Annotated in this window: 22 protein-coding genes, 1 pseudogene and 1 riboswitch; of the genes and pseudogenes, 10 read left to right on the forward strand and 13 right to left on the reverse strand. The window is 62.5% G+C overall.

Annotated elements, in window-relative coordinates; all coding sequences use genetic code 11:
• Positions 1 to 8: 8 nt before the first annotated feature.
• On the reverse strand, positions 9 to 680 hold the full coding sequence (locus BLU37_RS03320; RefSeq protein ID WP_019361408.1) for a TetR/AcrR family transcriptional regulator: 672 nt from the start codon (positions 678 to 680) through the stop codon (positions 9 to 11).
• A gap of 110 nt (positions 681 to 790) precedes the next feature.
• Complete coding sequence (gene quiC, locus BLU37_RS03325) at positions 791 to 2,704, reverse strand: 3-dehydroshikimate dehydratase QuiC (protein WP_090202263.1); 1,914 nt, start codon at positions 2,702 to 2,704, stop codon at positions 791 to 793.
• Positions 2,705 to 2,974: 270 nt separating this feature from the next.
• On the opposite strand from quiC, the gene BLU37_RS03330 reads away from it, so the two are divergent.
• Positions 2,975 to 4,309 carry an MFS transporter gene (locus BLU37_RS03330; RefSeq protein WP_090202265.1) on the forward strand — a complete coding sequence of 445 codons (1,335 nt, stop codon included), beginning with the start codon at positions 2,975 to 2,977 and terminating at the stop codon, positions 4,307 to 4,309.
• Positions 4,310 to 4,364: 55 nt separating this feature from the next.
• Here the strand turns inward: BLU37_RS03330 and pcaG are convergent, their stop codons facing one another.
• The 3 genes from pcaG to pcaQ all read right to left on the reverse strand — a co-directional run bounded on the left by pcaG (position 4,365) and on the right by pcaQ (position 6,760).
• Entirely contained in the window at positions 4,365 to 4,970 is a 606-nt protein-coding gene (gene pcaG / locus BLU37_RS03335) for a protocatechuate 3,4-dioxygenase subunit alpha (protein WP_026007535.1), read from the reverse strand.
• An 11-nt stretch (positions 4,971 to 4,981) separates the two neighbouring features.
• Complete coding sequence (gene pcaH, locus BLU37_RS03340) at positions 4,982 to 5,701, reverse strand: protocatechuate 3,4-dioxygenase subunit beta (RefSeq protein WP_090202267.1); 720 nt, start codon at positions 5,699 to 5,701, stop codon at positions 4,982 to 4,984.
• A gap of 129 nt (positions 5,702 to 5,830) precedes the next feature.
• On the reverse strand, positions 5,831 to 6,760 hold the full coding sequence (gene pcaQ, locus BLU37_RS03345) for a pca operon transcription factor PcaQ (RefSeq protein ID WP_019361404.1): 930 nt from the start codon (positions 6,758 to 6,760) through the stop codon (positions 5,831 to 5,833).
• Positions 6,761 to 6,941: 181 nt separating this feature from the next.
• On the opposite strand from pcaQ, the gene ypfJ reads away from it, so the two are divergent.
• Complete coding sequence (gene ypfJ / locus BLU37_RS03350) at positions 6,942 to 7,835, forward strand: KPN_02809 family neutral zinc metallopeptidase (RefSeq protein WP_019361403.1); 894 nt, start codon at positions 6,942 to 6,944, stop codon at positions 7,833 to 7,835.
• Positions 7,836 to 7,972: 137 nt separating this feature from the next.
• Positions 7,973 to 8,917: an alpha/beta hydrolase gene (locus BLU37_RS03355; RefSeq protein ID WP_090202269.1), complete on the forward strand. Its 945-nt coding sequence runs from the start codon at positions 7,973 to 7,975 to the stop codon at positions 8,915 to 8,917.
• A gap of 100 nt (positions 8,918 to 9,017) precedes the next feature.
• Here BLU37_RS03355 and BLU37_RS03360 read toward each other — a convergent pair whose 3' ends face one another.
• From BLU37_RS03360 to BLU37_RS03370, 3 genes are all read right to left on the reverse strand, one after another.
• Positions 9,018 to 9,605 carry an HAD family hydrolase gene (locus BLU37_RS03360; protein WP_010448469.1) on the reverse strand — a complete coding sequence of 196 codons (588 nt, stop codon included), beginning with the start codon at positions 9,603 to 9,605 and terminating at the stop codon, positions 9,018 to 9,020.
• Positions 9,602 to 10,471 (reverse strand): acyl-CoA thioesterase II, encoded by an 870-nt coding sequence (tesB, locus tag BLU37_RS03365; RefSeq protein ID WP_010448467.1) that lies wholly within the window; start codon positions 10,469 to 10,471, stop codon positions 9,602 to 9,604. Before tesB ends, BLU37_RS03360 begins: the two co-directional genes overlap by 4 nt.
• Positions 10,472 to 10,596: 125 nt before the next feature.
• Positions 10,597 to 11,166: a GNAT family N-acetyltransferase gene (locus tag BLU37_RS03370; RefSeq protein ID WP_090202270.1), complete on the reverse strand. Its 570-nt coding sequence runs from the start codon at positions 11,164 to 11,166 to the stop codon at positions 10,597 to 10,599.
• Between the two features lie 93 nt (positions 11,167 to 11,259).
• Here BLU37_RS03370 and BLU37_RS03375 point away from each other — a divergent pair, with 93 nt between their 5' ends.
• Together BLU37_RS03375 and BLU37_RS03380 are read left to right on the forward strand one after the other, a co-directional pair.
• Positions 11,260 to 12,180, forward strand: a complete 921-nt coding sequence (locus BLU37_RS03375) for a histone deacetylase family protein (protein ID WP_090202273.1) — start codon at positions 11,260 to 11,262, stop codon at positions 12,178 to 12,180.
• Between the two features lie 386 nt (positions 12,181 to 12,566).
• On the forward strand, positions 12,567 to 13,805 hold the full coding sequence (locus BLU37_RS03380; RefSeq protein WP_090202276.1) for a TIGR03862 family flavoprotein: 1,239 nt from the start codon (positions 12,567 to 12,569) through the stop codon (positions 13,803 to 13,805).
• Between the two features lie 269 nt (positions 13,806 to 14,074).
• Here the strand turns inward: BLU37_RS03380 and BLU37_RS03385 are convergent, their stop codons facing one another.
• Both BLU37_RS03385 and yedA read right to left on the reverse strand, forming a co-directional pair.
• The gene (locus BLU37_RS03385) at positions 14,075 to 15,412 is read right to left on the reverse strand and encodes a DEAD/DEAH box helicase (RefSeq protein WP_010448459.1); all 1,338 of its coding nucleotides are present in this window, start codon (positions 15,410 to 15,412) and stop codon (positions 14,075 to 14,077) included.
• A 71-nt stretch (positions 15,413 to 15,483) separates the two neighbouring features.
• The gene (yedA, locus tag BLU37_RS03390) at positions 15,484 to 16,374 is read right to left on the reverse strand and encodes a drug/metabolite exporter YedA (RefSeq protein ID WP_090202278.1); all 891 of its coding nucleotides are present in this window, start codon (positions 16,372 to 16,374) and stop codon (positions 15,484 to 15,486) included.
• 158 nt (positions 16,375 to 16,532) lie between these two features.
• Here yedA and BLU37_RS03395 point away from each other — a divergent pair.
• The 3 genes and pseudogenes from BLU37_RS03395 to BLU37_RS03405 all read left to right on the forward strand — a co-directional run.
• Positions 16,533 to 16,847, forward strand: a pseudogene (locus BLU37_RS03395) (Lrp/AsnC family transcriptional regulator); the annotation flags it as partial.
• 112 nt (positions 16,848 to 16,959) lie between these two features.
• Positions 16,960 to 17,247: a type II toxin-antitoxin system Phd/YefM family antitoxin gene (locus BLU37_RS03400; RefSeq protein WP_090202280.1), complete on the forward strand. Its 288-nt coding sequence runs from the start codon at positions 16,960 to 16,962 to the stop codon at positions 17,245 to 17,247.
• Positions 17,237 to 17,527 (forward strand): type II toxin-antitoxin system RelE family toxin, encoded by a 291-nt coding sequence (locus tag BLU37_RS03405; RefSeq protein ID WP_090202283.1) that lies wholly within the window; start codon positions 17,237 to 17,239, stop codon positions 17,525 to 17,527. The genes BLU37_RS03400 and BLU37_RS03405 overlap by 11 nt, the downstream gene beginning before the upstream one ends.
• Before the next feature lie 9 nt (positions 17,528 to 17,536).
• On the opposite strand, the gene BLU37_RS03410 is transcribed toward BLU37_RS03405, so the two are convergent.
• The 3 genes from BLU37_RS03410 to BLU37_RS03420 all read right to left on the reverse strand — a co-directional run bounded on the left by BLU37_RS03410 (position 17,537) and on the right by BLU37_RS03420 (position 19,613).
• Positions 17,537 to 18,148 carry a 3'-5' exonuclease gene (locus BLU37_RS03410; RefSeq protein ID WP_090202285.1) on the reverse strand — a complete coding sequence of 204 codons (612 nt, stop codon included), beginning with the start codon at positions 18,146 to 18,148 and terminating at the stop codon, positions 17,537 to 17,539.
• A gap of 28 nt (positions 18,149 to 18,176) precedes the next feature.
• The gene (locus tag BLU37_RS03415; RefSeq protein WP_010448453.1) at positions 18,177 to 18,656 is read right to left on the reverse strand and encodes a LabA-like NYN domain-containing protein; all 480 of its coding nucleotides are present in this window, start codon (positions 18,654 to 18,656) and stop codon (positions 18,177 to 18,179) included.
• A 198-nt stretch (positions 18,657 to 18,854) separates the two neighbouring features.
• On the reverse strand, positions 18,855 to 19,613 hold the full coding sequence (locus BLU37_RS03420; RefSeq protein ID WP_090202288.1) for a DUF2076 domain-containing protein: 759 nt from the start codon (positions 19,611 to 19,613) through the stop codon (positions 18,855 to 18,857).
• A 166-nt stretch (positions 19,614 to 19,779) separates the two neighbouring features.
• Here BLU37_RS03420 and BLU37_RS03425 point away from each other — a divergent pair, with 166 nt between their 5' ends.
• Both BLU37_RS03425 and BLU37_RS03430 read left to right on the forward strand, forming a co-directional pair.
• The gene (locus BLU37_RS03425; protein ID WP_090202291.1) at positions 19,780 to 20,442 is read left to right on the forward strand and encodes a YciC family protein; all 663 of its coding nucleotides are present in this window, start codon (positions 19,780 to 19,782) and stop codon (positions 20,440 to 20,442) included.
• 85 nt (positions 20,443 to 20,527) lie between these two features.
• Entirely contained in the window at positions 20,528 to 21,610 is a 1,083-nt protein-coding gene (locus BLU37_RS03430; protein WP_090202293.1) for an endonuclease/exonuclease/phosphatase family protein, read from the forward strand.
• Between the two features lie 381 nt (positions 21,611 to 21,991).
• A riboswitch (guanidine-I (ykkC/yxkD leader) is annotated at positions 21,992 to 22,094 on the forward strand.
• Positions 22,095 to 22,109 lie beyond the last annotated feature (15 nt).

Raw genomic sequence — 22,109 nt, forward strand, 5'->3', positions numbered from 1 at the left:
TAAGGCCCTCAAGCCTGCAAATAGCGCAGCACCGCCTCACAGATCATCTCCCGATGCCGGGCCTTGACCTGCTCGTCCGGCAGGTCGATCTGGAAGAGCACCCCAAGGGTGTGGCGGTTCGAGACCCGGTAGAAACAGAACGAACTCACCAGTATGTGCACGTCCAGCGGGTCCAGGCCGCTACGGAACACACCTTCGCGGGCGCCGCGCTCGAGGATCTCGCTCAGCGCCGTGACGATGGTCACGTTCAACGAGTGGATCGCCCCGGATCGCTTGACGTACTCACCCTTGTGGATGTTCTCGATGCTGACGATACGGACGAAATCGACATTGCGGTCGTGGTGATCGAAGGTGAACTCGACCATCCGCCGAATCGCTTCACGCGGCTCCAGCGCCGTCAGGTTCAGGCGGCTTTCGGTGCTGCGGATCTCACCGTACAGTTTTTCCAGCACCTCGACGTAGAGCTGTTCCTTGCTGCCGAAGTAGTAATAGATCATCCGTTTCGAGGTATGGGTCCGCTCGGCGATCGCGTCGACCCGCGCGCCGGACAGGCCCTGCTGGACAAACTCGACGATAGCCTCCTGGAGGATATTCTCGCGGGTCTTTTCGGGATTGTTCTTGCGACTCTTGCGCAACACGACAGCGGGCGCTTCGGTCGTGGCGGGTAGATCTGAAGTCATGGTCACTCTGGGCTCACAGCCATCTCGGCAGATGCAGGCGATTATGGGACGCATGCCACGCTGAAGGAAGCAGGGAGACCGGCCAATTCATCCCCCTGCGTCAGTCATCGTCACAAGCGGGCCTGACGCCCCGCGCCGCTGCGAGACTTGGCCATCGCGGCCAGGCGCACCGCCACGTTCGCCGCGCCATAGCCGACATAACCGTTGCGCCGTTGCAGGATCTCGAAGAAGAAGCGCCCTTCGAAGGGTTCGGTATACACGTGGAACAGCTCGCCGCCCTGGGCATCACGGTCGTACAGCACGTTGTAATAGGCCAGTTCACTGAGGAACTCGTCGTCGAAATCGAAACGCGCGGCCAAGTCATCGTAATAGTTGAGCGGGATATCCAGAAGCGGCACACCGGCTTCCTTGGCCCGACGGACCTCGGCGAAAATATCCTCACAGTCGAAGGCAATATGGTGCACGCCGGAACCACGATAGCTCGACAAAGCGTGGGAAATCGCCGTATTGCGGTTCTCGGAGATGTTCAGTGGCAGGCGGATCGAGCTGCAGCGGCTGCGCAGCGCCCGGCTCTTGACCAGCCCGTAGGGGTCGGGCAGCACCACCTCATCATCGGCCTCGAAGTCCAGCAGGCTCTTGTAGAACAGCACCCAGCTATCGAGACTGTCGGCGGGCAAGGCCATGGCCATGTGGTCGATACGCTTGAGACCGCCCGTACCTGCGGGCGTGACGGGCAACAGGCGGAAATCGGTCTCGTAGAGTTTCTGCCCGGCCGTCTCCTGGTCGGTCAGGTAGATCAGGCTGCCGTCCGGTGCACGAACCGCCGCCAACTCCAATTCGTTGGGACCGACCAGGCCACGATAGGGTTGGCCCTTGTAGGCCACCGCGCGGGCCAGAGCGCTGGCGCTGTCCTTGACCCGGATCGCCGTGGCACACAGCGACGGGCCATGGGCCTCGAAAAAGCTGTGGGCAAAGGAATAGGGCTCGGAGTTGAGGATCAGGTTGATATCACCCTGGCGCAGCAGGCTGACGCTTTTCGAGCGGTGCTGCCCGGCCTTGCTGAAACCCAGGCGCTCCAGCCAGTGGCTCAGCTTGGCACCGAGGCTTTCATCCACGGCGAACTCAAGGAATTCGATGCCATCGTTTTCACTGACCGAGGGCGGCGCGAACAGCGTGTCGAGGTTGGCCACCGGTGCGGCCTCCTGAGCGAGCCGCTCGCGGGTTTTCTCCTCCAGATACAGCAACGAACGCAGGCCATCGGCGGCATTGGCCCGCGGTGGCGCGGCGCGAAAACCGTCGTTGAAAATTTCCAGCGACAGCGGCCCGGTATAACCACTCTTGATGATCGGCGCGAGAAACCCCGGCAGGTCGAATTCGCCCTGCCCGGGGAAGCAGCGGAAATGCCGACTCCACTCCAGGACATCCATCGCCAGGATGGGCGCGTCGGCCATCTGCACGAAGAAGATCTTGTCACCGGGAATCTGCGCAATGGCACTCGGGTCGCCCTTGAGCGACAGGGTGTGAAAGCTGTCGAGCAATACCCCAAGGTTCGGGTGATCGGCCTGGCGGACGATGTCCCAGACCTGCTGGTAGGTATTGACGTGCCGGCCCCAGGCCAGGGCCTCGTAGCCAATACGCAGGCCCCGGGCGCCAGCGCGTTCGGCGAGCAGACGCAGGTCGTCGACCAGAATCTGCTGATCGCCCAGGCTGTCGGCGGAGGCGTTGCTGCACACCAGCACCAGGTCGGTGCCCAATTCCTGCATCAGATCGAACTTGCGCTCGGCCCGCTCCAGGTTGCGCGCCAGGCGGTCGCGGCGGCAACCTTCGAAATCACGGAAAGGCTGGAACAGAGTGATGGCGATGCCCAGGTCCGCGCACCTCTGGCGGATTTCCCGCGGGCTGCCGTCGTAGTACAGCAGATCATTTTCGAAGATCTCCACACCATCGAAGCCAGCGGCGGCAATGGCATCGAGCTTTTCCGGCAAGGTGCCGCTCAGGGAAACGGTGGCTATGGAACGCTGCATGAATCGACTCCCGGCAGTGGGCTTCTTATTGTGGACACGGACCGAAACCGAGGGTTGTAGAGCCTCGGGAAGTGACCGGATTATTGATGCAGCGAAGCCACGACTTCAATCAAAGTGTACGAACCAGTTAGTTTTGTGTGCGATTATCGACCACAATGGTCCGCAGCGAATTGACGGTTTTTTGCCCGCTGCGCACCATCGTCCGGGCCAAGGCAGTGCTTCAAACGTTCCGCAAACCCAGTCACAATTCCAAAAAACGGGTAATCGCTCATGCTTTCATCCTCACAAAGCTCCCCTGTGAACCAGGGCAGCACCGGCGGCGGCATTGCCGCCAAACTTCGCGGCGCAATGGCCGTCGGCTCGACCCGCTGGGGCATGCTGGCCCTGGTGTTTTTCGCCACCACCCTGAACTACATCGACCGTGCCGCCCTGGGCGTCATGCAGCCCATCCTCGCCAAGGAAATGAGCTGGACGGCGATGGACTACGCCAACATCAACTTCTGGTTCCAGGTCGGCTATGCCGTCGGCTTCGTCCTGCAGGGCCGGATGATCGACCGGCTCGGTGTGAAGAAGGTGTTCTTCTGCGCCGTATTGCTGTGGAGCCTGGCAACCGGCGCCCATGGCCTGGCGACTTCGGCCGTGGGCTTCATGATCTGCCGTTTCATCCTCGGCCTGACCGAAGCCGCCAACTACCCGGCCTGCGTGAAGACCACCCGGTTGTGGTTCCCCGCTGGCGAGCGTGCGGTGGCCACCGGCATCTTCAACGCCGGGACCAACGTCGGGGCAATGTTCACGCCGATGCTGCTGCCGATCGTCCTGCAGGTCTGGGGCTGGCAGGCAGCCTTCCTGTGCATGGCAGCGCTGGGCGGCATCTGGCTGCTGTTCTGGGGCCTGAAATACTTCAACCCGGAAGATCACCCCTCGGTGAAAACCTCGGAGCTGGCGTACATCCAGAAGGACGCTGAGCCGGAACAACCTGGCGTACCGTTTTCGCGCATCCTGCGCATGCGCGGCACCTGGGCCTTTGCCCTGGCCTATTCGCTGACCGCACCAGTGTTCTGGTTCTACCTGTACTGGTTGCCGCCGTTCCTCAACCAGCAATACAACCTGGGCATCAGCGTGACGCAGATGGGTATCCCGCTGATCATCATCTACCTGACTGCCGACTTCGGTAGCGTCGGGGGCGGCATCCTGTCGTCGTTCATGATCGGTCGTGGCATCAACCCGATCCGCGCCCGCCTGCTGTCGATGCTGCTGTTCGCCTGCTGCATCATCGGCGTGGTCATGGCGGCCGGCTCCAGCCATCTGTGGGTTGCGGTGGGAGCGATCTCCCTGGCAATCGGCGCGCACCAGGCCTGGACCGCGAACATCTGGAGCCTGGTGATGGACTACACGCCCAAGCACATGGTGAGCACGGTGTTCGGTTTTGGTGGCATGTGTGCGGCGATCGGCGGGATGTTCATGACGCAGTTGGTGGGCCATGTCCTGACCATCACCAATAACAACTACACGGTGCTGTTCACCATGATTCCGGCGATGTATTTCCTGGCGCTGACCTGGATGTACTTCATGGCGCCGCGCAAGATCCCGAATCTGGCTGACTGATTCGCGCCGTAGCAAAAAACACGGTGGACGATGCTGGCATCGCCCACCGTTTTTTTCAGAAGTCGAAGAACACCGTCTCGCCCTCACCCTGGATGCGGATATCGAACCGATAGGCCGTCCGTCCATTCACCTCGCAACGCTGGGCAATCAAGGTTTCCCGACGCTGCGGCTGCTCGATCAGGTTGATCACCGGGCATTTGGCGTTGGCTTCAGCCTCGTCGGAGAAGTACAGGCGGGTCTGCAGGTGGATATTGATCCCCCGGGCAAACAGCGAAACGTTGATATGCGGTGCCATCGGCACGCCAGCAGCGTTGTTCACCACCCCCGGCTTGATGGTTTCCAGAGTCCACTCCCCCGCATCGAAGGTGGTCGCAGTACGGCCAAAACTGTTGAAGGGCTTCTCCGAATCGAATTCGCTGTCGTAGACACCTTCATGGTTGGCCTGCCAGAACTCCAGGAAGGAGTCGCGCACCAGGTGGCCGTTGCCATCGTAGACATTGCCGAACAGCAGGATATGTTCACCAGGCGCCTCGGGACTGGCCATCCGGTTCCAGATTTCCTCGGGCCGTGGCGGGTTGCCGGCAGCCGCCAGCGCCAGGCCGATATGCACGTAGGGGCCAGCGGTCTGGGACGGGGTTTCCATGAGCAATTGAACAGGCATGGTCGGTCTCCTCAGCAGTTTTCGAAGTGGGTCTTGCGCTGGCCGCGCAGCACGATGTCAAAGCGATAGGCCAGGCAATCCATCGGATTGGCGTTGGCCATGTCGAGCTTCGCCACCAGGCTCTGCACCGCTTCGGGGTTGGCGATCGACTTGACGATCGGGCACATCGGGATCAGCGGGTCGCCTTCGAAATACAGCTGGGTGATCAGGCGCGTGGCAATCGACGGGCCGCTGATGGACACGTGGATATGCGCCGGACGCCAGTCGTTCGGGCCGTTGCGCCACGGGTATGGCCCGGGCTTGATGGTGCGGAAGGTGTAATTGCCATCGCGGTCGGTCAGCGCCCGGCCGACACCACCGAAGTTCGGGTCCAGCGGGGCCAGATAGCGGTCGTTCTTGTGGCGGTAGCGGCCACCGGCGTTGGCCTGCCAGATCTCTACCAGGGTATGCGGGATCGGTTTGCCGTACTGGTCGCAGACGCGCCCGGCGAGGATGATGCGCTCGCCCACCGGCAAGCCGCCGTTATTGAAATTGAGCAACAGGTCGTTATCGAAACGGCCGAACTTCAGATGGGAAAAATCCGGGCCGGTGCTTTCGCTGACCGACTGCGGAATGCTCACCAGCGCCTGGCGCGGGGAACGGGCGATGGACGTCTTGTAGTCGGGGGTCAGGGCCTTGGGGTGCCAGTTACGGTCACGAATGACAAAACGACTGTTGTCTGCTTCAGACATGTCGGTCTCCTGTTGTTTTTATGGGTAGAGGTAGCTGCACGCTACACCCTGCAAATCACGCGCTTGCAGCCTGCCCCAACAGGGAACCGTTGAAAACTGAAAAGCCGGGCTCTACCCATAACCATATGGTTATGGATATTGCCCTTCTCGATAAGCCTGCCCCACTTCGCGCAACACCTCGACGGCCCATTGCGCAGCCAGCGACAAGGGCAAGCTGGCGTTGCTCGAAATGCCCACCGACCCACCCGGCTCACGCTGCCCGAGATCGATCTCGCGCAGTTCACCGCACTCCAGGTCCAGGCGCACCGCATCCAGCGGCGCCAACCACAACGCCGTGCTGGACAGCACGTAGCGTCGGCTCAGCGCCACCGACAGGGTTTCCAGGCGCTGCCGCGACGGACTGAGGCCGCATTGCACGAACAGGCTGTCGGCGAACTTGCGGATAGTGGTGCCCGCCAGCGGCAACACCAGCGGGAAGTTCTCCACCGCCGCGCGATCCAGTGGGCCATCCAGTAGCGGATGATCGGGACGGGCCACCAGGGTCATGGATTCGCTGTAGAGATGCTCGAAGGTCAGGCCCTGGATTTCCGGGCTGTCGGTCATCCGCCCGACCACCAGGTCGACATCGCCGACCCGCAATTGCGAGAGCAGATAGGCGCTCGGCCCGGTCACCACGCTGACCACCAACGCGGGATGACGCTCGTGCAGGCGTCGCACCACTTCCGGGACCAGCAGGCTTTCCACGGTCGACAGCACCCCGAGCCGCACCACGCTGTCGGCGTATTCACCCTCACGCAGCGCTTGCACACCTTCACGCAGGGTTTGCACGGAAGGCCCGGCATAACGCAGGAAGGCCACCCCGGCTTCGGTCAGGCTGATGCCACTCTTGCTGCGCACGAACAGGCGAGTCGCCAGCAGCTCTTCCAACTCCTTGAGCGTCTTCGACATCGCCGGCTGGCTCACCGCCAGGGCATCCGCCGCCCGCGCCAGGCTGCCCTGGCGAGCCATTTCGAGAAAGCAGACGAGGTGGCGGAATTTGATGCGGGTATCGATGTTCACGAGACGGCGGGCTCCGGGTACGGATCGGGACTGCGGCAATTGTGTCTGATATTCAGCGCGGACGGCGATTTCTGAACCCCATCCGCGCTTGGGCGTCTATCTGCATGGCCTGACGATCGGACTGGCGGTAGTGCGTCCCGGCAACAACACTCAATAGGCACAATGACGGGAGGATTCCCACATGCTCTGGAAAAAAGGACGGCGCAGCGACAATGTGGTGGATGCTCGCGACGACAACAATGCTGGCGGTGGTGGTCTACGTTTCGGCGGTGGCAAGGGCTTGAGCCTGGCGGCCGTGGTCCTGATCGTCGGCATCGGCCTGCTGACCGGCCAGGACCCGATGCAGATCCTCGGGCAACTCAGTGGCCAGATGAGCCAGCCATCGGCGGTTCCAAGCACTCAACAAACACGCCCGGCGCCTGCGGCAAGTGACCAGCAGGCGGACTTCGTTCGGGCGATTCTCGGCGACACCGAGGACACCTGGGGCCAGATCTTCCAACAGGCCGGACGCCAGTATCAGGACCCGACGCTGGTGCTGTTCCGCGGCCAGGTCAAATCGGCCTGCGGCCTGGCTTCCTCGGCCACCGGGCCGTTCTATTGCCCGGCGGATCGGCGGGTCTACCTGGACCTGGATTTCTTCCGCGAAATGTCCCAGCGTTTCAAGGCCGCCGGCGACTTCGCCCAAGCCTATGTGATCGCCCACGAGGTCGGTCATCACGTGCAGACGCTGCTCGGTGTGTCGGCCAAGATCCAGGCAGCGCGCCAGCAGGGACGGCGGATGGAGGGGGATGGCGGGCTGCTGGTTCGCCAGGAGCTGCAGGCCGACTGCCTGGCCGGGGTCTGGGCCTGGCATGCGCAGAAACGCCTGAACTGGCTGGAGCCCGGCGATGTGGAAGAAGCCTTGAATGCCGCCAATGCAATCGGTGATGATCGCCTCCAGCAACAGGGTCAGGGCCATGTGGTACCAGACTCCTTCACCCATGGTACCTCCGCACAGCGGGTGCGCTGGTTCAAGATCGGCTTCGCTCAGGGGCAACTCAGTCAATGCGATACCTTTGCCACAAAGAGTTTGTGAATGAACGGGACTACAGCGGGCCGGCGCAAGTGTTTCGGCCACTGACTACCCTGTCGTCTGATGCAACGCTATCGCCAGCAAGCACAACACCGCTCGGCCGCCTCCTGCGGGGGGCGGTGCTGCTCGGGATGTGCGCAATGACAGGGCTGGCAGGAGCGGCGGAACATGGCGTCCGCGAGGTCAGCCCCAACCACCTGAAACTGTCGTCCGGCGAGTTGAGCGTCGGCCTCAACCGCGACTGGCGCGGCCCGATGCCCGATGTGCAACGGGTACTGATCATCGTCCACGGTCGATTGCGCAATGCCATGACCTATCTCCAGAGCGCCGAAACGGCTGCCTCCCAGGCAGGCCAGGAGCGCAACACGCTGATCATCGCGCCGCAGTTCCTCAACGACAGCGATGTGCGGCGCAATCATCTGCCCGACCGGCTACTGCGCTGGCACGGCAACGACTGGATGGCCGGCGACCCCGCTATCGGACCGGCCGGCATGAGTTCCTATGCGGCGCTGGATGAAATCCTGGCACGCCTGGGGAACCGCAAGAAATTCCCGGCGCTGCGCGAGGTGGTGATCGCCGGGCATTCCGGCGGTGGCCAGGTGGTCCAGCGGTATGCGCTGGTCGGGCATGGCGATGCACAACTGGCCGGCAGCGGTGTCCGGTTGCGTTATGTGGTCGCCAACCCGTCGTCCTATGCCTATTTCAGCCCACAACGACCGGCGAAGGGCTTCGATCCGGCCGGTTGCCCGGGTTTCAATGACTGGAAGTATGGCCTGCAGAACCTGCCGGCCTATGTCACCGGGCAATCGGCGACGCAGTTGGAACAAACCTACGTGCAGCGCGACGTGACCTACCTGCTGGGGCAGAAAGACACCAATCCGAACCACCCGGCGCTGGACAAGAGTTGCGCGGCCGAAGCCCAGGGCGCGTATCGATTGATTCGTGGGCACAATTACTTTGCCTATCTGCAGCAACGGCATCCACAAGGCCTGGCACAAAGGCTGGTGGAGGTGCCGGGGGTGGGGCATGACGGCAACGGGATGTTCACGTCGCCGCAGGGGCAGCAGGCTCTGTTCAGCCAGTAGTCACCACCGTTCTGGGGCGCCTGGTTTGCGGGCGCCCCAGAGCGGCGGGGCGGCGATCCGACAAGCCCACGCGCCACACAGATCAGCAGCGTAGGCTCTCCTACAGCATCCGCAGCAGTGCCGCACAATCCTCGGCATGCCAGTCCGTCAGTTCCGGCCACGGGTTATCCGGCAGGTTCACCAGCACCGTGCGAGTGCCGGCCGCACGGCCGCAGTCGAGGTCGAAGCGGTAGTCACCCACCATCACCATCTCGCTCGGCGCCACGTCCCAGGCCTCGGCCAGTTTCAGCAGGCCGCCCGGATGCGGCTTCGGCGGAGCATCGTCGCGCCCCAGCACATCCTCGACCGCAAAGCAGTCGGCGAGGCCAATGGCTTCCAGCGTGACATGGGCCAGCTCGCCGGCATTGCGCGTCAGGATACCCAGGCGATAACCACGTCCGGCCAGTTCGCGCACCAGTTCCACAGCACCCACCGCCGGTTGCGAGCCCAGCGCCAGGTCACGCTCATGCTCCAGCAACCAGGCATGCTTGGCCGCCGCTTCATCAGCCGGCAGCGCCGCCAGGTGAGTGAGGATGTCGTCTTCCGGCGGAATCGACAGTGCCACGCGAATCGCCGCGAAGTCATGCACGGCGACGGTCAGGGTGCCGTCCATGTCGAACACCCAGTGACGCACCTCGGCCAGGCTCATGCCCAATCCTTGCGATGCCGAATCAGCCCTTCCTGGGTCACCGACGCCACCAGCACACCGGCACGGTTGTACACGCTGCCACGGGAGAAACCCCGGGAGTTGCCGGCCCAGGGGCTGTCCATCGCGTACAGCAGCCAGTCGTCGGCGCGCAGGTCAGCGTGGAACCACAAGGCGTGGTCGAGGCTGGCGACCTGCATATCCTTCTGCCACACCGACTTGCCATGGGGCAGCATCGAGGTGGTCAGCAGGCCGAAGTCCGAGGCGTAGGCCAGCAGGTACTTGTGCAGCGCCGGGATATCGGCCAGGGCGCCGTCGGCACGGAACCAGACGTACTTGATCGGATCGGCCGGCTGCGGATTGTAGGGGTCCTTCTCGGTCACTGGGCGCACTTCGATCGGCTTGGGGCACAGCAGCTTGTCGCGCATGTGCTCGGGGATCAGGTGCGCACGCTGGCGGGTGATCTCCAGCTCCGACGGCAGGTTCTCCGGCCCGACCACCTGCGGCATGCTGCTCTGGTGCTCGAAGCCTTGTTCGTCGTACTGGAACGAGGCGCTGCAGGTGAAGATCGGGTGGCCCTTCTGGATCGCGGTCACGCGCCGGGTGCTGAAGCTGCCGCCATCCCGCACGCGGTCGACCGAATACACCACCGGCAGGCCCGCATCGCCAGGGCGCAGGAAATACCCGTGCAGCGAATGCACATGCCGCGCGTCCTCAACGGTCTGGCTGGCCGCCGACAACGACTGGCCCAATACCTGGCCGCCGAACAGTTGACGAAAACCCAGGTCCTGGCTGCGCCCACGAAAGAGGTTTTCCTCGATAGATTCCAGGGTCAGCAAGTCGACCAGATCTTCCAACACGTCGCTCATTGAAACGCTCCTCATACAGGGCAATGCCGATCAGCCTTGGCTGCGGCGGTCGAGGTCATTCGCTGTTCGATGACAGCGCTCATGCCGTAAATGATACAGCGTTTGCAAGTGCAGGCGTGGTGCCGCTAGCCGTGCAGGGTTTCCAGCCACTGGTCGCGGCTGATGCGGTAGAGCACATGTTTGCGCAAAGGATGATCGTCGGCCAGATTGGGGTGTTCGAAATCCGCCTCCGAGTCGTAATGCATGCCAATGGCCTGCATGACCTTCTGCGAAGGGGTGTTGGTTTCGGTGGTAAAGGCCACCACCTCTTCCAGTGCCAGGCGGTCAAAGGCTCCCCGCAAGGCGGTCCAGGCAGCCTCGCTGGCGTAGCCCAGACCCCAGTGTTCGCGAGCCAGGCGCCAGCCGATCTCCACCGCCGGGGTGAAGTCGGCGTCGAAATTGACGTGGGCCAGCCCAGTGAGGCCGATGAACGCGCCGGTGTCCTTGCGCTCCAGCGCCCACAGGCCAAAACCGTGCTCGGCGAAATGCCCACGGATGCGCCCGATCAGCGCCGCACTTTCCAGCCGGCTCAGCGCCGCCGGGAAATAGCGCATGACTTGAGGGTCGGCGCACATCCGGGCGAATTCCGGCAAGTCCTCGTCGCGCCACTGACGCAACAGCAGACGCGCGCTCTCAAGTTCCAATATCGGCTCCATCACTCCCCCTCGAGGATTCCCTGTCACGCGGTGCCCTGCCCGCCAGTGTATCGCGCTGATAAGATCCTTCACTCATTCCTATATGAAATCGCCATGCCGCTGCCGCTGATCTATCACGACGACTACAGCCCCGAGTTCCCGCCGGAGCATCGTTTTCCCATGGACAAGTTCCGCCTGCTGCGCGATCACCTGGTCGACAGCGGCCTGACCCGTGACCAGGAACTGCTGCGCCCGGACCTCTGCCCTGTGGATATCCTCGCCCTGGCACATGACCGTGACTATATCGAGCGCTACAGGGCCGGCGAGTTGTCCCGCGAAGACCAGCGCCGCCTCGGCCTGCCCTGGAGCGAAGCCCTGGCCCGGCGCACCATACGGGCAGTGGGCGGCTCGCTGCTGGCCGCCAAACAGGCCCTGGAACACGGCCTGGCCTGCCATCTGGCCGGCGGTACCCACCATGCCCACTACGATCATCCGGCAGGTTTCTGCATCTTCAACGACTTGGCGGTGATCAGCCGCTATTTCCTTGAAAGCGGACGCGTAGGTCGCGTCCTGATCTTCGACTGCGACGTCCATCAGGGCGACGGCACTGCCCGCATCCTTGAAGACACGCCCGAGGCCATTACGGTTTCCCTGCACTGCGAGAAAAATTTCCCCGAGCGCAAGGCCCAGAGCGACTGGGACATTCCCTTGCCCATGGGCATGGGTGATGCCGACTACCTGCGGGTGGTGGATGACGCGCTCAATTACCTGCTGCCGCTGTATCAGCCGGACCTGGTGCTGTATGACGCCGGCGTCGACGTACACAAGGACGATGCCCTGGGCTACTTGAAACTGACCGACGAAGGCGTTGCGGCCCGCGATGAAAAGGTCCTGCGTCATTGCCTGGGGCGGGACATTCCGGTGGTCGGAGTGATCGGCGGCGGCTACAGCAAGGACCGCCTGGCCTTGGCGCGGCGCCATGGGATCCTGCATCACAGTGCGCAACGGGTGTGGAAGTCATCAGGCTGTCATTGAGTTGTGCAGGCTTACCCACAATGCCTGTGGAACCGCCTGTGGATAACCTGCGGGGAAGGCTCCACAGGCCTTGCGAGGCAAGGCTTACAGACGGCTGTATGTTTTTCGTACACACTATCCCGTTGTGGGGTATTTGATCGCTGTGTACGGCGTGATGGCCTCTTCGCGGCGGTTCGGCGCTCCGACAAGCCCTGCTCCTACCGAGTTTGCGACGTACACCAGAAATGTGTCTGACGCGGTCACTCTAGGAGCAGGCGGTGCGGCGATCCGACTTGCCCGCGAAGAGGCCCTACCGTTTTGCCACACCTCTGACAACCGCCCACACCGCACAAGGCTGTGGAAAAAACGTAGAATGCGCGGCCCGTCCAACCGATTCGCAGCCCACCATGACCCGCACAGCCCCCGATACCCCTTCCCGCGTCGCCATTATCGGCGGGGGCCCGGCCGGCCTGATGGCCGCCGAGGTGCTGAGCCAGGCAGGTATCCAGGTCGACCTCTACGACGGCATGCCTTCGGTCGGACGCAAATTCCTGCTGGCCGGCGTCGGCGGCATGAACATCACCCATTCCGAGCCCTACCCGGCTTTTCTCTCGCGTTATGCCGAACGCGCCCCACAGATCGCACCGATGCTGCGGGCCTTCGGCGCCGATGAACTGCGCGAGTGGATTCACGGCCTGGGGATAACTACGTTTGTCGGCACTTCCGGCCGGGTCTTCCCCTGCGACATGAAGGCCGCCCCGCTGCTGCGCGCCTGGCTCAAGCGCCTGCGCGATGCCGGGGTAGTTATCCACACCCGTCATCGCTGGACCGGCTGGCAAGACGGCAAGCTGGTTATCCACAGCCCGGACGGCGAAAAACTCGTCAGCGCCGAAGCAACATTGCTCGCGCTGGGCGGCGGCAGTTGGGCCAGGCTGGGCTCCGACGGGGCTTGGCTGCCGCTGCTGAAGCAGCACGATGTCGGTGTGGCGCCGCTGCAACCGAGCAACTGCGGATTCGAGGTCGAGGCCTGGAGCCCACTGCTGCGGGACAAGTTCGCCGGCGCGCCGCTGAAGAACGTCGCCATCGGTCTGCAACACGACGCCATGCGCCTGGGTGAATGTGTGATCACCGCCAGCGGAATCGAAGGCAGCCTGATCTACGCCTTGTCTGCCGGGATTCGTGAACAGATCAACCAGCACGGCTCAGCCGTCATCGAGATCGACCTGCTGCCCGGCAAGACCCGCGAACAATTGCGCACCGCCCTCGCCAAGCCACGCGGCTCACGCTCGATGGCCAAGCATCTGCACAGCCAGGTTGGTATCGACGGGGTCAAGGCGGCGTTGTTGCGTGAGTTGACGGATGCCGCCTGCTTCAGCGATCCCGAGCAACTGGCCGCAGCGATCAAGACCCTGCCATTGAGGCTGGTGGCGACTCGCCCGTTGGAAGAAGCCATCAGCAGTGCTGGCGGTGTGACATTCGAAGCGATGGATGAGCAGTTGATGCTCAAGGCGTTGCCGGGGGTGTTCTGCGCCGGCGAAATGCTCGACTGGGAAGCGCCGACCGGCGGCTACCTGCTGACCGCCTGCTTCGCCAGCGGGCGGGTGGCGGGGAAAGGGATTCTGGAATGGCTGCGGCGCCAGCCCTGAAAACCCCACAGCCTCGGCCAGACACAACATACAAGGAGCAGGCGGTGCGGCGATCCGACTTGCCCGCGAAGCTTTTAGCGCTCTTGAGGACGCCTTCGCGGGCAAGTCGCATCGCCTGCTCCTGCTAGTACAGCGGCGTACACTCCCTGTACACCACAACACCCCGTGGGAGCCGGCTTGCTGGCGATTGCGGTGTATCAGCCAGCAAAGATGTTGACTGGCAGGTCGCTATCGCCAGCAAGCCGGCTCCTACCAGTACGGTGGCGGGTTCAGGGCTTGCGCTTGCGCGGCCCGGTATTGAACGCCGGCACCTTGCGCACCGGCTTGACCGGCGGCGCCACATCTTCCGGCTTCTCGCCACTGTCCACCCAACGCCCCAGGTTGCGCTTGCCGCCGCCCGACTCCTTGGGTTTCTTCGGCTTCTTCGGTTTCTTCACCACGTTGCCCGCCGCGTCGGTGTCCGGCACCCGGTGATCAGGCTCGAAGCCCGCTTCGTCGTGGCGCTTGAGGGGCTGGCGCGTCAGAGTCTCGATCGCCGACAGCAGGTTCACTTCATCGGCACACACCAGGGAAATCGCCTCGCCCGTGGCACCGGCGCGTCCGGTACGGCCTATCCGGTGCACGTAGTCCTCGGCGACGATCGGCAGGTCGAGGTTGACCACCAACGGCAAGTCTTCGATATCCAGGCCCCGGGCCGCGACGTCGGTCGCCACCAGGATCTGCACCTCACCTTGCTTGAAACTGTCCAGCGCGCGCTGGCGAGTGGCTTGCGGCCGGTCGCCATGGATACCGTCGGCGCTGATGCCCAGGCCCTGGAGTTTCTCCACCAACTGGTCGACGCCGTTGCGGGTCTTGGCAAACACCAGCACCTGCTTCCACTTGTTCTTGCGCAGCAGGTGCACGAACAGTTCCGACTTGCGCTTCTTGTCGACCGTCACCACCCACTGCTTGACGGTGCTGGCCGCGACGTTGCGCGGGCTGACCTCGATGCTCAGCGGGTTATCCAGGGTCTGCCCGGCCAGCAGGCGGATGGCATCGGAGAAGGTCGCCGAGAACAGCAGGGTCTGGCGCTTTTTCGGCAAGGCCCGGTAGATGTTGCCCAGCTCTTCCTGGAAACCCAGGTCGAGCATGCGGTCGGCTTCGTCGAGTACCAGGGTCTGCAACTGGTTGAACTTGAGGGCGTTCTGCCGGAACAGGTCGAGCAAACGTCCCGGAGTCGCCACCAGCACGTCGACGCCGCGGCGCAGCTTCATCATCTGCGGGTTGATGCTGACCCCGCCGTACACCGCATAAGTGCTCAGCGGCAGGTGTTCGGCGTACTGGCGAACGCTCTCATGGACCTGTTCGGCCAGTTCGCGGGTCGGCACCAGAATCAGTGCGCGCAGCGAGTTGGCGGCGACCTTGGGTCCTTCCATGGCCAGCAGTTGCAGTAATGGCAGGGCGAAACCGGCGGTCTTGCCGGTGCCGGTCTGGGCTGCGGCCATCAAGTCGCGGCCAGCCAGTACGGCGGGAATGGCCTGGGCCTGAACCGGCGTCGGCTCCTTGTAGCCAAGGGAGTCCAGGGCGCGGGTCAGGGGTTCGATCAGGCCAAGAGTGGCGAATGTCATGCAAGTACCATAAAAAAGAGCACCGTAAGGAAATTGTCAGCGCAAGAAGCAATGCGCGGCAGTTTACCCTGTCAGGCCTCTTTCGGCTTGCGCCACTGCGGCAAACCGATCAACACCACGGCGCTGATGATCACCGCCATGGCCATGCACTCGGGCCAGCCGATGTGCTCGTCGGCGAACAGGATGCCCAGCAGCACCGCCACCGCCGGGTTGACGTAGGCATAGCTGGTGGCCGCCGCCGGGCGCACATGCTTGAGCAGGTACATGTAGGCGTTGAAGGCGATGATCGAGCCGAAGAACACCAGGTAGGCCATGACCGCCCAACCTTCGACGGACGGCATGTGGGTCAGCCGCTCCCCCCGGGCAAAGCTCGCCAGCAGCAATACGACACCCGCCACCAGCATCTCTGCCGCACTTGCCATGCCTCCGGGCGGCAGCGGCAGGTGCTTGCTCCAGACCGAACCGAACGACCAGGAGGCCGCCGCCAGCAGGATCAGGCCGGCGCCCAACGGGCTGCCCTGCAGGTTGGCCCCCATGTTGAGCAGGCCGATGCCGATCAGCCCGAGCACGATGCCGGCCCATTCCAGGCGGGTGGCGCGCCCGCCCCAGAAGTAGCCACACAGCAGGGTGAACAACGGTACGGTAGCGACCGTCAGCGCGGCGATCCCCGAAGCGACCCCCATGTGCTCGGCGAGGGTGACCGCACCGTTGCCGACGGTCAGCAACAGCACACCGATCACCGCCGCGGCCTTCCACTGCTGCCAGGTCGGCGCCGGCACGCCGCGCCAGCGCTGGTAGGCATACAGCAGGGCGCCGGCGATGACGAAGCGGACACCAGCCATCAGCAGCGGCGGCCACGACTCGACGCCAATTCGGATCGCCAGATAGGTCGAGCCCCAGATGAAATACAACGCGAAAAAAGCACCGATCAACGGTAGCGGAAAGCGGCGAGGGACAGGCATGGGAGGCTCAGGGCAGGACAAGGAAAAGCTATTCTAGAAAGGCTATCGGCAAATAATAAGTTACAAAACCGCGTTATCACGCCCGTACACTTTCTAAACCACGGATATTGTGGGTATAAGCCCTACTTTCGAAAGCTGATCTCGCGCAGGCCTGGTAGATGGATAAATACGACCGTTTGATCCTGAGCGCCCTGCTGGAAAACGGCCGAGCTTCGTTTGCCGAACTGGCGCGCAAGGTCAATCTTTCCGCCCCCGCGGTGGCAGAACGGGTGTCGAAGCTTGAGAGCAGCGGCGTCATCACCGGCTACCAGGCCAAGGTCGACCTGGACAAGCTCGGCCTGCCGATCCGTTGCGTGATCGAGTTGCGGCTGAACCAGCATGGCAAGCAGCAGACCTACGACGAACTGGTGCAGATCCCACAGATCACCGAATGCCATCGGGTGACGGGCGACCCGTGCGTGATCATGCAGGCCTACCCAATCCCTCATACTATCCCTACCTCTGCAGACGACTGACGGTGAGGTACGAACATTGATCGGCAGCGAAATAAAGACCAAAATAAAGACCGATCAAGGAGTCCTTATTATGCAAAGCGTTTTGAGCAAGATGGTTGTCAGCGTCTCCGAGCTCAAGAAGAATCCGTCCGCCGTGTTGAATGGCGCAGGGGGAGAACCTGTGGCCGTGCTCAACCATAACCGTGTCATGGGTTACATGGTACCTGCTGACGTGTTCGAAGCACTAATGGAGCGACTGGATGACCTGGAACTGGCTCAATTGGCCAGAGAGCGCATCGAAGCCAATGAAACGCCAGTGCAGATCTCTTTAGACGATTTGATTGCTGAAGCTCAGGCCGATCTCGAAGATGGGCGCTGAATACAGTGTTGAATGGGATCCCAAGGCCTTAAAGGAGCTGCGTAGCCTGGACACGGCTCTTCGATTGCAATTGCTGCGCAAACTGGAAGAGCGTCGGCATGCACCACGCGTGCAAAGTGATGCACTACATGGGCTTAAGGACTGCTACAAGATCAAGTTGCGCGCAGCAGGATACCGACTCGTCTACCGTGTCGAAGATGAACGAATCGTCGTTGTCGTACTGGCGATAGGCAAACGAGAGCGTAGCGCCGTGTATGAGCAGGCCAGGAAACGCACTTGACCGGCTGTTTCAGACACCCCGATACCGCTTCAAATGCTCCCCCACCTTCGCCGCCGGCACCTTCTGTAGTTTGCACAGCAGGTCATGGGACAATTCCCGCAGCCCGTGCCTGTCACGCAACTCCCCCGCCATATGCGCCAGCAGGTTCGCCGCCATCTCGGCATCGGCCATGGCCCGGTGCGCCTTGCCGGTATTCGGCAGCTGTGCATAAGTGGTCAGGGTGCCGAGCTTGTGGTTAGGCGCCGACGGCATCAGGCGGCGCGCCAGCAGCAGCGAGCAGGCGAAGTTCTGCAGCCGGGTGCGTTTGATACGCGACAGTTCGTAGTCCCAGAACTTCTGGTCGAACGCCGCGTTGTGCGCCAGCAGAGGCGTGATGCCGACAAATTCGTTGACCTCGTTCATCACCTGCTCGGCAGGCGCCGCCGTGCGCAACATGGCGTTGCTGATGCCGGTCAGTTGTTCGATGAACGCCGGCACACGCACGCCGGCATTCATCAGGCTCTGGTAACGGTCGACAATGCGCCCTTCTTCCAGGATGACCACGGCGATTTCCGTCGCCCGGCAACTGCTGCTCGGCGAGATCCCCGTGGTTTCAAAGTCGATGACCGCAATACGTTCCAAAAGCCCTGCCCTTTCAATAATCGGTTGTTCAGTTTTTCAGCAGCAACGCGCCTTCGATCGGCACATAGCGGCTCGCTGCGCGAATCAGCGAGTTGGCCGTCAGCCCCGGCACGCCATAGGCCACCGCCTCGACTCCGTGCTTGCCGATAATGCGTTCAAGCAGCAGGTCGAAATCGCCATCGCCGGAAGCCAGCACCACTTCGTCGACGTTCGGCGCGGCGTCCATGATGTCGATGGTGATGCCCACGTCCCAGTCGCCCTTGGCCGAACCGTCGCTGCGCTGGATGTACGGTTTGAGTTTCACCGTGAAGCCCAGGTTGCGCAGGATCTGCTGGAATTGCTGCTGCTTGCTGTCGCCCCGGTCGATCGCATAGGCATACGCCTCGACGATCTCCCCGCGTTGGCGGATATCGGCCCACAGGGCGGCATAGTTGAAGTGACAACCGTAGGCCTGGCGGACGGTGTAGTAGAGGTTCTGCACATCGGCGAACACTGCGATTTTCTTCACCGCGAATCCTCATGGCGCAGACGCGCACTGACGGGCTGACAGACACTCGAGAGCGAGCTGGCGCCTAGTATGACAGCATGGGGGAGGAGTCCGCGAACAATCGCCGCCTGACGCGTGTCGGAAACGGTCGGGGCGCAAGGTTTTCGTGCGGTTCAACAGGCAGTCCGGGGCGCATGGGCGCCCCGGAATCGCGAAGGATCAGACGTAGGAATCGTCGTCAGAGAAAGAGCTGTCGTCGCTGTCGAGGAAACCGCCCTGGTCGTTATTGCCCCAGGAGTCGTTGTTGGCCATGCGCGGCTCGTCGTTCCAGCCGCCACCGTTATTACCACCCCAGCCATCGTTGTTGCTCATCGGGCTGGGCTCGATGATTTCCTCGATGACTTGCGAGGGTTGCTGGTTGTGATGGAACAGGCTGCTGATGCCTTCGGCCAACATCACACCACCGGCAACGCCAGCAGCGGTTTTCAACGCGCCACCGAGGAACCCGCTACCGATCGGCGCTGCCGCAGGGGCCTGTTGCGGTGCGTAGTTGGGCTGCGAGTTGTAGTTCTGCTGCGGCGGCGCATTGAAGGCCGGCCGTGCAGGCTCACGCCAACCGCTGCCGGAACTGCTCGGTGCGGGGGCCGGGGCCTGCTCGCGACTGCCACCACCGAAGAGGCTCGACAGGAACCCGCCGCTGCTCGCTGCCGGTGCCGAGCCCTGGGAACGGGCCTGTTGCAGTTCAGCCTGAAGTTGCTGGACTTGGGCCTGGAGTTGCTTGTTCTGCTCGTCGAGACTCTTGATCGCGTGCTCTTGCACCAGAATCGATTGAGTCATGTAGTACGGCGCAGCCGGTTGGCGCGTCAGATGCTCCTTGATCCGCGCTTCGGCCAGGGCGTCACGCGGGGCTGAATCCTTTTCGGCTTGTTGCAACCGTGAAAACAGTCCATCGATCAGGGTTTGCTCTTCGCTATTCATGGCGACCTCATCAGATTGCCGGGTAGAAATCGGTCGTCCGGGCCGACGTGGCAGGGACGTACATCAGTTATGGGGTTGTTGCTGGAAGTTTCAATGATCCTTACGCAACGTTTACATTTGAGTATCGGTTAAAGTGTCGCCTTGCTTTGATCTTGATAGCGATCCCATGACTCCGTTCACCGTATTACGCGACTCCTTCTATTTCTTCCGCCGCAACCTGGGGCGGATCGCCCTGCTCTGCCTGCCCCTGGTGGTGCTCGAAACGGTGCTCCAGCAACTGCTGGACAATGCCATCGGCCCCGACGCCCCGCCCATCTACGACCTGTTGGCCGGGCTGGTGGTGTACCCGCTGTACACCGCGGCGCTGATCCTGTTCCTGGATGCCCGTACCCGAGGAGAAGCGCCCAGCAACCGCGTGCTGCTGGCCGCCGCCCTGACCCTGTGGCCGCGCATGGCCCTGCTGGCCGCGACCACCACCGTGGCAATCGTGCTGGGCTTGTCGTTGTTCTTTCTGCCCGGTATCTGGCTGACCGTGGTCCTGGCCTTCGCCGAGTACCGGCTGGTGTTAAACCGGAGCGAGCCGCTGCGGGCGTTGAAAGAGAGCTTCATGTTGTGTCGCGGGAATTTCTGGCTAACCTTCACCTGCATTCTCTGCGTCATGGCGCCGCTGTGGCTGCTCAAGGGGATCAGCGCCAACCTGTATCCGGAGCCGCAGAATCCGCTGCTGACCCTGGTCATCGACAGCGCCCACAGTTTTTTACAACTTTTCACCAGCGTCGTACTGTTCCGGCTATATATGCTGCTCAGCGAAAAAGCTGACCGGCACTAACCGGACAACCCTGAGGACAGGGGCTGATCACTGACAGGACGTCGGATATGCTCCTACACCAACTGCAACGTCATAAGCCGTGCCCATGATCCGTTTATTACGTTACACCTTGCTGGGCCTGGCCCTTGTCGCCACCGTGCTCGGCCTTTCCCTCTACAGCCTGACCTGGCGGCCCGCCGCCAAGGAAATCCTGCCGGTCAGTTGCACGGCCCAAGCACCGGTGCTGGTCGCAGGCCAGGCACTCAAGGTGATGACCTGGAACGTCCAGTACCTGGCCGGCAAGCGCTACGTGTTCTGGTACGACATGGCCGACGGCAGCGGCAAGGATGAACGCCCGACACCGGCCGACATGGCCTTCAGCCTCGATGAGGTGTCCCGGGTGATTCGCGACGAGCAGCCGGATCTCGTACTGCTGCAGGAACTCGATGACAATGCCAAGGCCAGTGCCTACCAGGATCAGCTCAAGCTGCTCCAGGAGCGGGTCGCCGACCTCTATCCGTGCAGCACGCAGGCCTTCGACTGGAAAGCCGACTTCGTGCCCAACTGGCATATCCTCGGCAGCGTCGGCCGCAAACTGGCGATCCTCAGCCGCTACCAGGTCGAACATGCCGAACGCCTGCAACTGCCTCTGGCGCCAGCCAACCTGATAGAGCGCCAGTTCCAGCCTCGCCAGGCGCTGCTGCTCAATTACCTGCCCTTGAGCAATGGCGATCAGTTGGCGGTGATCAATACCCAACTGGCGCCCTTTACCCAGGACGAGACCCCGTTGCGCCAGGTCCAGGCAACCACCCGGTTGCTGGACAAACTCGAAAGCCAGGGGACGCCCTGGCTGATCGGCGGGGATTTCAACCTGCTGCCGCTGGGCCAGTACCTGCGCCTGCCGGCCAACTTGCGCGGCGGCTATTCGGCGGACAGCGAACTGCATGTGCTGTGGGACAAGTACCCGATGGTGCCGAGCAACAACGAGGCCAGCGGCATCGACCGTGAACAGTGGCTGACTTTCTACCCGAACAACCCCGCCGTCAGCGCCCCGGATCGGACGCTGGACTACTTCTTCTACAGCGCGAAGATGCGCCGGGTGGAGGCGCAGGTGCGCCAGGACGATACGTTGAAGATCTCCGATCACCTGCCGCTGGTGGCGCGGTTTCTGCTGCCGGCGCCGCATTAACGCAGAACGCCTGCAGGAGCAGGGCTTGCCCGCGAAAACGATGACGCGGGCTGACTGAGCCACCGCGTCGCCCTTGTTCGCGGGCACACCCTGCGCCTAAAGGGAAGTACAGTGCCTGCGACTATTTACGCGTTTGCCGGGCGTTCGTCTCGACTGCTGGCGCGTTCAGGACCGCTCCAAAGAAGGGCAAGGGTTCTGATTTTGGTGCAGGCACGCATGCTGAAACTCTTCTTTTCGTTCATGCCAGAAACCTGCGGCGCCATGAGCCACAGCGTAACCCTTCGGGTCTGAGCAGGATTTGCAGACCTATTATTGATTGGCATGCTTCTCGCATTGATGTGAGCGTGCAGGAGCAGCCAATGCTGAGCGCACCACAATTTGAAAATGGTTGGCTAGGGTTCCGGCTCACTGAAAAGTGAGCGTCTGGGCCGAGAGCTGACGACCTCTGGTTGAGGTTACACGGCGGGATAAAAGCCCGGGAGACAGACCACCTCGTTGC

Source organism: Pseudomonas asplenii, assembly GCF_900105475.1.
GTDB classification, from domain to species: Bacteria; Pseudomonadota; Gammaproteobacteria; order Pseudomonadales; family Pseudomonadaceae; genus Aquipseudomonas; species Aquipseudomonas asplenii.